Below are 11,948 nucleotides of genomic sequence, written 5' to 3' on the forward strand. Positions count from 1 at the left end.
TCGGCGGGGTGGGGCCGGAGGCGGCAGGTCAGCGGCCTGCGGCTTCTCCGCCGGGGAGCTTCACCAGGCCCTGCTGGACCATCCACTCCCTCGCCACGTCCGCCGGGTCCCGGCCGTTGACGTCCACCTGGGCGTTCATCTTCAGCAGTTCCGCGTTCGTCAGCTTCTCCGACACCTGCTCGAAGACCGACGTGATCTGCGGATAGCGCTTGAGGAGCTCGTCGCGGGTCGTGATGCCGAGGTTGTACCTGGGGAAGAACTGCCGGTCGTCCGCCAGGACCTTCAGGTTCAGCGCCTGGATCCGCCCGTCGGTGGTGAACACCTCGCCGAAGGTGCAGGTCCCGTTCTGGGTGGCCTGGTAGATGCTGCCCTCGGTCAGCACCTTCACCTTCGACCGGTCCGCGGTGAAGCCGTACTCCTCCTCCACCCCGGGCATGCCGTCGTTGCGGCTGGCGAACTCGGTGTCCACGCAGAACGAGGCCTCGTCCGGCTTCTCCGCGATGATCTTCGGGAGCTCGGAGAGCTTCTCCACGCCCAGCCGCTGCGCCGCGTCCTGGTTGACCGCGAACGCGTACGTGTTGTCCACGTTGTAGGTGATCGCCGTCCAGGCGACGCCGTTGCGCTCCAAGTCCAGCTTCTTGACGGCCTCGTACTGGGCGCGGGCGTCCGGGATCGGGTCGGTGTTGCCGTTGTAGCTGATCCAGGACGATCCGGTGTAGTCCCACAGGATGTCGATCTGGCTGCTCTCCAGCGCCTTCCGGGCGCTGGCCGAGCCGACGATGCTGGTCAGGTCGCGGACGTCGGCGCCGGCCGCGGACAGCGCGAACTCGGCGATGTAGCCGAGCACCAGCTGCTCCGTGAAGTCCTTGGAGCCGACGGTGATCGTGACGCCCTGCAGCTCCGGCACCGGCCGGATGGTGCCCGGCTCCACCGCGAGCGGCACCGAGCCGCCGGAGCTGAGCCCGCAGCCGGTCAGCAGCACGCCGGTCACCGCCACCGAGGCCAGCTTGAACGCGCCGCGGCGCGACATCTTCCGGTTCATCGCAACCCCCTCGGCGACAGGTACGTCTCGGCCAGCGCGCCCAGCCAGTCGACCAGCAGCGCCAGCGACATCGCCAGCACCGCGCCGACGACCATGACGGTCCAGTCGTTCAGCTTGTACCCGGTGTTGATCATCTCGCCGAGCCCGCCGGCGCCGACGAACAGCGCCAGCGTCGCGGTGCCGACGGCCAGGACCAGCGCGGTGCGCAGGCCCGCCAGGATGTAGGGCACCGCCAGCGGCAGCTCGATGCGCGCCAGCACGCCCGTCGCCGACATGCCGATGCCGCGGCCCGCGTCGATCAGCGAGGGATCGACCTGCTGCAGGCCGACGATGGTGTTGCGCAGCACCGGGAGCAGCGCGTAGAAGGCGATCGGCAGCACCGCGATCCAGAACCCGGTCGTGCCGCCGGTGATCAGGAAGAACAGCACCAGCAGACCCACCGAGGGCGCGGCCTGACCGATGTTGGCCAGGCCGATGACCAGCGGCACCGCCCGCCGCGCCCAGCTGCGGCTGAGCACCACGCCCAGCGGCACCGCCACCACGACGACGATCACCGCGACCGCAAGGCTGAGCAGGAAGTGCGTCCAGGTCAGGCTGAGGATCGTGGTCGAGTTGACGCTGCGCGCGGTCACCTCGTCGTTGTCCTGGCTGAACGCCCAGCCCAGCACCCCGGCGACCAGCGCCACGACCGCGATCGGCTGCGCCAGCAGCCGCAGCCGCTCCGCCCTGCGGGACCCGGAGTCCGAAGCGAACTGGCTGCTCATGACTGGTCCTCGGTCGGTTCGTCGTCGGCGTGCTCCTCGCGCAGCGCCTTGATCGTGTTCATCACCGTGTCGATGTCGACCACGCCGACGTACTCGCCGCGGGAGCCGGTGACCACCGCGACGCCGTCGTCGTCGGTGAGGATCGCCTCCAGCGCGTCCTGCAACGTCGAGGCCAGCGCCACGCTGTCCTCCACCGGCCGCCCGGCGCGGTCCAGCGTGGACACGGCGCCGGCCTCGCGGGCGGTCGCCCAGCGCAGCGGGCGGTTGCGCTTGTCCAGCACCAGGCCGATCGCGCCGCGGCGGGTGCCCAGGCGCTCCTTCAGCACCGCGGGCGACTCGTCGATGGTCGCCGTCGGCACCTGGCCCACCTCGATCTCGCGGACCCGCCTCAGGGTGAGCTGCTTGAGCGCGGCACCGGCGCCGACGAAGCCGGCCACGGTGTCGTCCGCCGGGTTGGCCAGGATGGCCTCCGGCGTGTCGTACTGCAGGATCTTGGAGCGATCGCCCAGCACCGCGATCCGGTCGCCGAGCTTGACCGCCTCGTCGAAGTCGTGCGTCACGAACACGATCGTCTTGCCCAGCTCCGCCTGCAGGCGCATCAGCTCGTCCTGCAGGACCCCGCGGGTGATCGGGTCCACGGCTCCGAAGGGCTCGTCCATCAGCAGCACCGGCGGGTTGGCCGCCAGCGCCCGCGCCACGCCGACGCGCTGCTGCTGACCGCCGGAGAGCTGCCGCGGGTAGCGGTCGCGGAACTCGCCCGGGTCGAGGTTGACCAGGTCGAGCATCTCGTCGACCCGCTCGCGGATGCGCTTCTTGTCCCAGCCGACCAGGCCGGGCACCACGCCGACGTTCTCGCCGACGGTCAGGTGCGGGAACAGGCCGGCCTGCTGGATCGAGTAGCCGATCTCGCGGCGCAGCTTGTCCGGGTCGAGGCCGAGGACGTCCTGCCCACCGATGGTGATCTTGCCGGCCGTCGGCTCGATCAGCCGGTTGATCATCCGCATGGTGGTGGTCTTGCCGCTGCCGGACGGTCCGACCAGCACCACGGTCTCGCCGGCCGGGATGGTCATGGTCACCGACTCCACCGCGGACAGCTTCTGCCCGGGGTAGCGCTTGGAGACCTCTTCCAGGCGGATTTCGACGCCGTGCCCGCCGGCGGGGGTGTTCTTGTCGTCAGCCACGAATACCTCTCGATGTCGTCAACCGCCCGAACAGCACGAAGAGGGCGTCCAGCAGCAGCGCCAGGATGATCACGCCGACGGTGCCGGCGATGGCCATGTTCAGCGCGTTCGCGCCGCCCAGCTGGCTCAGGCCGCTGAAGATCAGGTTGCCCAGGCCGGGGCCTTTGGCGTAGGCCGCGATGGCGGCGATGCCCATCAGCATCTGGGTGCTAACCCGCATGCCCGCGAGGATCGCGGGCCAGGCCAGCCGCAGCTCGACGCGGGTCAGCACGCCGAACCGGCTCATGCCGATGCCGCGGGCCGCGTCCAAGATCGGCTGGTCGACTGTAGACAACCCGACGATGGTGTTGCGGATGATCGGCAGCAGCGCGTACAGCACCAGCGTCACCACCGACGGCGCCACGCCCAGCCCCAGCACGGGGATGAGCAGGCCGAACAGGGCGAACGACGGGATGGTCAGGATCGCGCTCGAGAGAGCGGTGGCGATCGCCGCCCCGGCGGGGCTGCGGTAGACCGCAACCCCGACCAGGACGCCGACGATCGTCGCCAGCACGATGCACTGCACCACCATGCTGGCGTGCTGGTAGGAATCCACCAGCAGCGATTGCCACCTGGATGCGACGTAGTCCAGGAAGTTCACGCTTCTTACTCTTTTCCGCCGGCAGGTGCCGTCGCGGTGGCCTCGCTTTCGTCGGCCTCGGCCGGCGTGGTCACCAACTGGAACTCGCCGTCGTGCTCCTCGGTGCCGGCGATGACCGCCTGCTCCAGCACTTCGGCGCCCTTGGCGTCGCGCAGCGTCACGTCGTCGCTGCGCAGGTCCTTGAGCAGGGCCACGCACATGAACACCATGACGATGGCGAAGGGCAGTGCTCCGATGAAGGTCAGGTTCTGGATGCCGTCCAGCGCCTTCTCCTCATCACCGCCTGCGCTGCCGATGACCAGCATGATCGCGGCCACGGCACCGGTCGCGGCACCCCAGAAGACCACCACCCACTTGCTCGGCTCGATGGCGCCCCGCTGGGACAGCGTGCCCATCACGATCGACGCGGCGTCGGCACCGGAGACGAAGAAGATCGCCACCAGGACCATCACCAGCACCGAGGTGACCGTCGCCCACGGCATGGTCCCCAGCACGTCGAAGGTCTGCGCCTCCGCGGAGCCCTCGCCGTAGACGTTGGCACCCGCCTTCTGGGCGTCGATCGCGGCGCCGCCGAAGATCGCGAACCAGACGAGGCTCACGCCGCTGGGCACCAGCAGCACGCCGGCCACGAACTGCCGGATGGTGCGGCCGCGGCTGATGCGGGCGATGAACATGCCCACGAAGGGCGTCCACGAGATCCACCACGCCCAGTAGAAGATCGTCCAGCTGGCCAGCCAGCTCTGCATCTCGTCGCCGCCGGTGGCGCCGGCGCGCGAGGCCATCTCGCCGAACTCGCTGATGTAGGACCCCACCGAGGTGGGCAGCAGGTCGAGGATGAACACCGTCGGGCCGACGACGAACACGAACAGCGCCAGCACGCCGGCCAACACCATGTTGATGTTGGACAGCCACTGGATGCCCTTCTCCACGCCCGATACCGCGGACAGGATGAAGCACACCGTCAGGACGACGATGATCGCCACCAGGACGGTGCTGCCGGCCGAGTCCTTGGCCAGCCAGCCCGCGCTCTCCAGACCGCTGCGGATCTGCAGGGTGCCGATGCCCAGCGAGGCTGCGGAACCGAACAGCGTCGCGAACAGCGCGAGGATGTCGATCACCTTGCCGAGCGGGCCCTCGGAGTTGCGCTTGCCGATCAGCGGCAGGAACACGGCGCTGATCGTCTGGCGGCGCCCGCGGCGGAAGGTGCTGTAGGCGATCGCCAGACCCGCCACGGCGTAGATCGCCCACGGGTGCAGCGTCCAGTGGAACAGCGAGGTGGCCATGGCCGTCTTGATGGCCTCTTCGCTCTCCGCGGGGGACGTCCCCGGTGGCGGATCGACGAAGTGACCCAGCGGCTCGCTAACGCCGAAGAACATCAAACCGATGCCCATACCGGCGCTGAACATCATGGCGATCCAGGAGATCGTCCGGAACTCCGGCTGCTCCCCGTCCTTGCCGAGCGGGATCCGGCCGAACTTACTGAAGGCCAGGTACAGGGCGAAGATGACGAACGCGGTGGCCGCGAGCACGAAGCCCCAGCCCGTGTTGGTCAGCAGCCAGTTCAGTGCCGCCTTCGACGCGGTGCTCAGCGAGTCGGTGCCCACCGCACCCCAGAGCACCACGGCGAACATGATGGCCGCGGTGACTCCGAACACGACCCAGTCCGTGCGCGGTTTCCCGAGGAACTCGGGGCTTCCTGTCAATCCAGTTGTATGGTGGCCCTCGGTGGGCTCACCACTTTGTTTTGTTTCGGTCGACACAGGTTTCGGCGCCGACTTTCGGCGACGCCCCCTCCTCTCCGTCGTCAGTTACGACGATCTGGAACTAAGTGGCCGGCAAATGTGCAGCTGGTAGCTCCGGACCGTCTGCAACCCGTAAACCGTGACCCAATCGGGTGAACAAGGCAAGCTCACCTGCGGTCAGCGTGGCCGAACCGACACCTAGACTTGGCTGCCGTGGCAGCCGGAATCAGACCTACGCAGGGCGCGTTGCGCGTCCTGCGCGGTGCCGGTTTGGCCACCACGTCGGCGTCACTGTCCGTGGCCGCACATGCGGCCGCCGGGGGGTCGTTACCCGATCCGGGCACAACCTTGGTGATCACCGGCCTGTTGGCCGGTGCCGGTGTGGCACTCGCTGATCGCAAGCGCGGGTCGTGGGGCATTCTAGGGGCCTTGAGCGCCAGCCAGCTGGCACTTCACGTATTTCTCCAGCTCGTGGCGTCACACCAGGACGGCCCAGGGCACCCCGGGATGCGGTTCTCGCCGCTGGTCATGACGCTCGGGCACGCCGTCGTGGTGCTGCTGACCGGGCTCGTGATGGCCCGCGCCGAGCGGGCACTCTTCGTAGTCGCGCGCCTCCTCGGATCCATCCTGCCCCGCAGGTCTACCCCACTAACGGTGGTTGCGCAGCCGCGCACGGTGTGCGTCACGGTGGTCACGGTGCGTACTCTGGCGCAGCTGATCTACCAGCGCATTCATGCCCGTCGCGGGCCGCCGGAATCTCCTGCCGCCGGCGGCGATCACGTGGAATTCGCCACCTGATCGTTGCTCTTTCGTCATTTCGTCGCGTATCCGCGCGCGCGAATAGCTCGAAACGCAGGAGATTCAAGTGAACATGTCGACAAATCGATCCGCGGTTCGATCCGCGGCGCTGACCGCTGCTTGCGGGATTGTTGCGCTAATTGGCGCAGGCACGGCGTCCGCGCACGTTTCCGCACAGCCCGGCGAGGCGGCCAAGGGCGGCTACGCCAAGGTCGCCTTCCGCGTCCCGAACGAGCGGCCGAACGCCGGAACCGTGCAGGTCAAGGTGAACCTGCCGGAGCAGTACCCGCTGAGCTCGGTGCGCACCAAGCCGATGCCGGGCTGGACCGTCGAGGTGGAGCGGGTCGCGATCGCGCCGGTCGAGGTGGCGGGCGCGCAGGTCACCGAGACTGTGCGCAGCATCACGTGGACCGCGCAGCCGGGCAACCGGATCGGGCCGAACGAGTTCAACGAGTTCGAGGCGACGCTCGGCGCCCTGCCGACCAACACCGACGAGCTGCTGCTGCCCACCACCCAGACCTACGACAACGGCGAGGTCGTGAACTGGGACGCTCCGACGCCGCCGAACGGCGAGGAGCCGGAGCACCCGGCCCCGACGCTCAAGCTGGTCGAGGAGGCCGAGGAGGGGCACTCGCACGGCGGGAGCTCGCACGGCCAGGAGGCCGGCGAACAGGCCGTCGGCGCCGGTGACGACACGGCCCGCTGGCTGGGCGGCGCCGGACTCCTGGTCGGCGCGCTCGGCCTGGGCGTGGGGGCCGGTGCCCTCGCGCGCAGCCGGAACGCCGGACAGGCTGCGAAGCAGCAGGAATCCGGGAAGGACGAGTCGTGAAGCGGTTGATGGCGATCGCGGTGCTGGCGCTGGCCGCGCTGCTCGGCGGCGCGGGCACGGCGCTCGCGCACAACGTGCTGGTCAGCAGCGACCCGCCGGAAGGCGCGCAGCTGGCCACCGGGCCCCGTGAGGTCCGGTTGACCTTCGACCAGCCGGTGCGCACCGGCGAGGGCTACAACACGGTCAACGTGGTCGGCCCGGACGGCGCGTACTGGACCGACGGGGAGGTTCTGGTCGAGGGCAACTCGGTCGTCGCACCGGTCCGCGAGCTCGGCCCGGCGGGTGTCTACACGGTCGGCTACCGGGTGCTGTCCAACGACGGCCACCCGGTGCCCGGCAAGGTCACCTTCACGCTGACCGCGCCGGGCAAGGGCACGCCGGCACCGGCCCCGCAGAACGCTGACCAGCCCGGCCAGCAGGCGGAGTCGGCGGAGTCCGGCGGCATGCCGATCTGGCCGTGGATCGTGGGCGCGGTGGTCGTGGTCGCCCTCGGCCTGGTCCTCGCCCTGCGCCTGGGCAAGCCGAAGAACTGACGCAAGAAGGGGCGCCCCCGGCCGAGCCTCTCGGCCGGGGGCGCCCTCGTTTTCACACCGGGTCGGTCGAGCACCTGGCCTCTCCTGCGCGAGGCGACCGGTCACTTGCTGCGCAGCCGGATGCGGTCGAAGACCGCCGGGTCGAGCGTCCCGGCGCGGTCCACGGCCCGGGCCTGGACCATGAACCACGGCTGGGCGCTCTCCCGCGCCGCGCACACCGGCACGAAACCCTGGTCCACCAGCGAAATCGCGTAGTCGACCGACACCTCGCAGAGGTCGTTGAGCGCGGCCGTGCCGTGCCACGGCATCACCCCGGCGCCGCCGAGCGGGACGAACCGCAGCCGGCCCGCCGCCGGGCGGATGGACAGGCTCATCCGCACGCAGCCCTCCCGCCACAGCACCGAGTAGTCGAGCTCCTCGTCGACGTGCTTGTTCGCCAGGTACGTGATCGTTTCCCGCCATGCCGTCGCCAGCAGGTCGCCGCGCGCCCGGCGGACCTCGGCCGGCACCGCCGGATCGGTCAGGTCGAAGGGATTCGCGTAGATCCGCTGCGACCACGCGAACGGATCGCCGCCGGGGCAGGGGACGTCGACGGCCTGCAGCACGGAGCGGAACAGCTCGGCGAACCGCGGCCGCCCCGGCCCGGCCGGATCCCGGGCGTCGGCTTCCCCCAGCGCCGCCCGCGGATCGCGGCGGACGTCCAGCCCGGCGAACGCCGTGGCGTACCGGTCGCGGTGCTTCGCCAGCAGCTCCGGCCGCTGTGTGCGGTCGCCGCACCGCGGATGCGCGTCGGCGGCGTCGTCGAAGTCCTCGACCGCGACCACGTCCCGCAGCCCCGCGCTTTCCACCTGCGCGACCAGCTCCCGGTGGTAGCCCGCGTAGCGGTCCGGCTCCCGGAACCTGAAGTGGCTGGCATCGGTGAGCGCCCGCACCGCGATGCCCGGCGGGTGGATCTGCCGGACGGCCTCGTCGAGCTGCCGCAACCGGATCAGCATGGCCAGCTCGGCGAGATCGGGCAGCCCGCCGAGCGCCTTCAGCCGGGAGCCGTCCTGCTTCAGCGACGGCCCCACCACGACGAACGGGATGCGCTCACCGGCCTCGATCGAGGCGAGCATGTCCCGTTCGGCCGCCTCGGGCGGATACGCCGTCCTGGACGCGCCGAACGGCTTCGCCGTCACGACCCGCCACACCGCGCGGCAGATCGCCGCCGGATCGGCGCGAGCACCGACCTCGCGGCCGAGCCGCCGCCCGTCGGCCACCGCGGCCGCGACCAGCGACTCGACGATCCGCGACTGCTCCTCCGCGGTCAGTTCCACGCCGTGCGACCAGATCGTGGGGCGGGTGCTGAGATCCCCGATCCGCAGCCTGCTCAGCGACGTCACGTGCGACAGCTGCGGTGCGTCGGCCGAGTGCCCGCGCCCCAATGGAACCGGCTGCGGGAGCGACTCGAACGCCCTTATCCCGCAACGAGTTTGGTCTCCACCGTCCACAGTGAACCCGGGCGGACGTGCGGCCACCACCGAGGCGGCGGGGAACGCCGCCCGCAGCGCTTCGCGATTGTCGGCCGAGTCGTCGAAGGCGGCGACGAGCTCGTGCTCCGGCATGTCGAGCAGGGCCGCGACCTTCTGCCCCGCGACCGGCCCGTCATCGGTGGTGCGCAGGTCGAGGTGGTCGAGTCCGTGGCGGCTCAGCACCTCTTCGGTGGCGGCCCGCATCCGGTGGCGGCGACCGGTCAACCAGACGACCCGGGCACCGGCCTGTTCCAGGTCCCGGACGAATTCCACCAGGCCCGGCGCCGGTTCGTCGGTCAGCAGGGCTTCCCGGTGCCACGCGATGTTCTGGCGGTACTCGGCGTACAACGCGTCCCAATCGAGTTCGGGATACCGCGCCGGCAGCCCGTTCGCCGCCAGGAACGGGCGCCAGCCCGGCCGGTACAGCCCGGGCAGCACGTCGAGCTGCGCCGGGGCGGCGAACTCGTCGATGCCGTGCGCTTCGCCCAACCGGCGCAACGCCTCGCCGACCCGGTGCTTCGGGTGCAAGGCGCAGAAGTCGAGGTCCACGGCGACCAGCGGGCGCGGCAGGCCCGGCTCGTTCCGGCACCGCGCGCTGCGCGCCCGGACCAGCCGGACGACCCGGCTGAGGATCTCGTGCTGCCCCGCCGCGACGACGTGCACGAAGCGGAGCCACGGGTGGTCACCGGCGAACGCGGCCGCGGTCGACTCGGCCAAGTGGCGCAGTTCCTGCGCGATGACGCGGTCGAAGGCGGCCCGGACCCGGTCCTGCTCGTCGACGCTGATGAGCACGCACGCGGCCGCCAGCTCGTCCAACTGCTCGTCCAGCGCGGTGACAACGCCAGGCACCGCGGACCGCGCGCGGCGGATCCCGCCGAGCACGATGCGCCCGGTGGCCGCCGCCGCCGAGTCCAGCTCGACGCCGAGCTCGCCGGCCGGCAGGAAACCCCGCGCCAGCAGCCCGCGGAACGTGATCAGCAGCGGCCGGACCACGAACTCGGCGAGGTGCTCCGGCGCCGTCCAGCCCGGCGGCCGGCCGGCCACGATCCGCTTCAACCACAGCACATCGCCGGGGAACTCCCAGCGCGCCAACTCACCCAGGGGGATCGCGTTCCGCGCCGCGGACAGCTCTCCCACCGCCCGGTGCTCGCCGGTCCCGGCCGCCGCCACGCAGTAGAGCCGCAGCAGCGGATCCTCGTCCAGCAATTCCCCCAGCCGCTCCGACCGGACATCCGGACCGCACAAAACCATCTCCAATCCAACAATTCCGGAAAAAACGCACGCACCACGAAGTCCCGCTCGCGTGCGCGAGCGGACAGTGCAAAAATCAGCGATCACGCCCGAGCGAATTCGCCCGCACTCGGACAAGAAACACCGGCACCGCGGGCACTACCGGCTCGCGATGCCGGAAAAAACGACTACTACCAGGGAAAACGTCGAATTCGCCCCGACCGAACCGGCCCACGCCGATCGTCGAACCCCCAGTTCAACCGGCACGTCGGCGCGCAGACACCCGACGGGCCCGCCGATGACGCGCCCGTCGCCGAGTGGTCATTCACCATCGGCGAGCTGCACGAGCGGGACGCAGCAGTCGCCTTCCAGCCGCTGCACCGCGATCCGGCCGCAGCGCTCCAGCTCCTGCCGGGTGATCCAGCCCGCGGCGTAATGGCGATAGGCCTGGGCCAGCAGGACGAGCTCCGCGAGGTGATCGGCGTGCCGGCGTCGGAGGTCTTCGGGCAACCGGGGCAGCGAGCCGGCCTGGCTGTCCACCACTTCGTCGAGCACCTGCGCAGCGCACAACGCGTGCGCACGGCGCCAACGCGGCAGCCGCGGCAAGAACTTCGCGATCCTCATCGACAGCCCGTCCCGTAGCAACGCACCGATGCAGCAGTTCGCCCGTATGGTTTACCCCTTCCACCGAACGCTCGTCAGCAGAAATTGCCCAACGAATGCGGCGATCGACCCAACATCGCCCGTTCGGCCTAGCAATCGACCGGATCAGCTGTACGGCACCCATTGCGTGAAGAGATCTCCGTCCCTGATCGTGCGCAACCGCTGGTGCAGTTGCTCGCGAACCCCGGGATTGCTGCGCAGGATCGGGAGCACCCCGGTGGTGATCTTCAGCTCGCGCAGTTCGCGCAGCACCGGAAAGCCTTCCCAGCGCGTGATGTCGAATCCGTAGGCCCTGGCCAGGTCGTCGTGCCAGCCCGGCGGGTGCCCCATCCGCAGCCGCCCCACCGCGATCGGCGTCAGATCCCACTCCGGCGGGCCCATGCACAACGAATCCAGGTCGCACAGCAGCGGCCCGTCCGCGCCGCCGATCACGTTGCCGAGGTGCGCGTCCGCGTGGATGACGCTGCGCGCCAGCGGGAACCGCAGCTCCGCCAGGCGCTCTTCCAACACGTCGCAGCGCTGCGCGAGGAACCGGTGATCGGCCGGATCGATGTCCACCGCGTCGGTCAGCCGGCGCCGGATGTCGGCCATCGGCTGCCAGTCCAGGAACGTCGGGGACGGCGGTTTCGAGTGCATCTGGCGCAACAGCTCGCCGAGGTCGGCGCCGCCGGGCATCGGCCCGGTCTCGGGCACGTACTCCCAGAAGGTCGCCAGGTGTTCGCCCACCTGGACCGGCTGCTCAAGACCCGGCAGCAGGCGCACGGCGGGAACCCCGTGCGCGGCCAGCCAGCGCGCGGCTTCCACGGCGTTGAAGGCTCGATAGGTGAACGACGGGGAAAGCACGACGCGGACGACCACACGGTGGTCCCGAAGCAGGAAAACCCCGTTGTTGACGATTCGGAGCAATCGCGCGGCGGTCGGGTCGAGGCCGACGGCGGCGCAGATCTCGGTCAGTGCCAGCTCCAGCTCCGGCGGGATGCACCGACCCTGTTCCAGTGGTTGTGTCTTCATGCTC

The 11,948-nt window shown here is 70.2% G+C and carries 11 protein-coding genes; 3 read left to right on the forward strand and 8 right to left on the reverse strand.

Translation table 11 applies throughout. From position 1 onward, the window contains the following. Positions 1–28: 28 nt before the first annotated feature. Genes AB0H93_RS06055 through AB0H93_RS06075 form a run of 5 tightly spaced genes read right to left on the reverse strand, consistent with a single transcriptional unit; the run spans position 29 to position 5,330 of the window. Positions 29–1,042 (reverse strand): glycine betaine ABC transporter substrate-binding protein, encoded by a 1,014-nt coding sequence (locus AB0H93_RS06055; protein WP_358568085.1) that lies wholly within the window; start codon positions 1,040–1,042, stop codon positions 29–31. Next, complete coding sequence (locus AB0H93_RS06060) at positions 1,039–1,806, reverse strand: ABC transporter permease (protein WP_358568088.1); 768 nt, start codon at positions 1,804–1,806, stop codon at positions 1,039–1,041. The genes AB0H93_RS06055 and AB0H93_RS06060 overlap by 4 nt, the downstream gene beginning before the upstream one ends. Next, entirely contained in the window at positions 1,803–2,987 is a 1,185-nt protein-coding gene (locus tag AB0H93_RS06065; protein WP_358568091.1) for an ATP-binding cassette domain-containing protein, read from the reverse strand. Before AB0H93_RS06065 ends, AB0H93_RS06060 begins: the two co-directional genes overlap by 4 nt. Next, on the reverse strand, positions 2,980–3,627 hold the full coding sequence (locus tag AB0H93_RS06070; RefSeq protein WP_093260758.1) for an ABC transporter permease: 648 nt from the start codon (positions 3,625–3,627) through the stop codon (positions 2,980–2,982). The genes AB0H93_RS06065 and AB0H93_RS06070 overlap by 8 nt, the downstream gene beginning before the upstream one ends. Positions 3,628–3,632: 5 nt before the next feature. Beyond that, entirely contained in the window at positions 3,633–5,330 is a 1,698-nt protein-coding gene (locus AB0H93_RS06075) for a BCCT family transporter (RefSeq protein WP_358568094.1), read from the reverse strand. Positions 5,331–5,582: 252 nt separating this feature from the next. Between AB0H93_RS06075 and AB0H93_RS06080 the strand changes: the two genes are divergently transcribed. From AB0H93_RS06080 to AB0H93_RS06090, 3 genes are all read left to right on the forward strand, one after another. After that, positions 5,583–6,167 carry a hypothetical protein gene (locus AB0H93_RS06080; protein WP_358568097.1) on the forward strand — a complete coding sequence of 195 codons (585 nt, stop codon included), beginning with the start codon at positions 5,583–5,585 and terminating at the stop codon, positions 6,165–6,167. Positions 6,168–6,240: 73 nt separating this feature from the next. Continuing rightward, positions 6,241–6,996, forward strand: a complete 756-nt coding sequence (locus AB0H93_RS06085; RefSeq protein WP_358568100.1) for a YcnI family protein — start codon at positions 6,241–6,243, stop codon at positions 6,994–6,996. Further along, complete coding sequence (locus AB0H93_RS06090; protein WP_358568103.1) at positions 6,993–7,529, forward strand: copper resistance CopC family protein; 537 nt, start codon at positions 6,993–6,995, stop codon at positions 7,527–7,529. Before AB0H93_RS06085 ends, AB0H93_RS06090 begins: the two co-directional genes overlap by 4 nt. 101 nt (positions 7,530–7,630) lie before the next feature. Here the strand turns inward: AB0H93_RS06090 and AB0H93_RS06095 are convergent, their stop codons facing one another. The 3 genes from AB0H93_RS06095 to AB0H93_RS06105 form a co-directional block, all read right to left on the reverse strand. Next, on the reverse strand, positions 7,631–10,291 hold the full coding sequence (locus AB0H93_RS06095; RefSeq protein WP_358568106.1) for a hypothetical protein: 2,661 nt from the start codon (positions 10,289–10,291) through the stop codon (positions 7,631–7,633). Between the two features lie 300 nt (positions 10,292–10,591). After that, positions 10,592–10,894 (reverse strand): hypothetical protein, encoded by a 303-nt coding sequence (locus tag AB0H93_RS06100; protein ID WP_358568109.1) that lies wholly within the window; start codon positions 10,892–10,894, stop codon positions 10,592–10,594. Between the two features lie 144 nt (positions 10,895–11,038). Continuing rightward, positions 11,039–11,944, reverse strand: coding sequence for an aminoglycoside phosphotransferase family protein (locus AB0H93_RS06105; RefSeq protein ID WP_358568112.1), 906 nt, complete (start codon positions 11,942–11,944; stop codon positions 11,039–11,041). Positions 11,945–11,948: the final 4 nt, after the last annotated feature.

The organism is Saccharopolyspora sp. NPDC050642, from assembly GCF_040654735.1.
GTDB lineage: Bacteria > Actinomycetota > Actinomycetes > Mycobacteriales > Pseudonocardiaceae > Saccharopolyspora > Saccharopolyspora elongata.

Excerpts from the sequence above, each read along its gene's own strand:
- AB0H93_RS06055 (WP_358568085.1), bottom strand. The coding sequence starts at position 1,042 with ATGAACCGGAAGATGTCGCGCCGCGGCGCGTTCAAGCTGGCCTCGGTG.
- AB0H93_RS06060 (WP_358568088.1), bottom strand. The coding sequence starts at position 1,806 with ATGAGCAGCCAGTTCGCTTCGGACTCCGGGTCCCGCAGGGCGGAGCGG.
- AB0H93_RS06085 (WP_358568100.1), top strand. The coding sequence starts at position 6,241 with ATGTCGACAAATCGATCCGCGGTTCGATCCGCGGCGCTGACCGCTGCT.
- AB0H93_RS06095 (WP_358568106.1), bottom strand. The coding sequence starts at position 10,291 with ATGGTTTTGTGCGGTCCGGATGTCCGGTCGGAGCGGCTGGGGGAATTG.
- AB0H93_RS06100 (WP_358568109.1), bottom strand. The coding sequence starts at position 10,894 with ATGAGGATCGCGAAGTTCTTGCCGCGGCTGCCGCGTTGGCGCCGTGCG.
- AB0H93_RS06105 (WP_358568112.1), bottom strand. The coding sequence starts at position 11,944 with ATGAAGACACAACCACTGGAACAGGGTCGGTGCATCCCGCCGGAGCTG.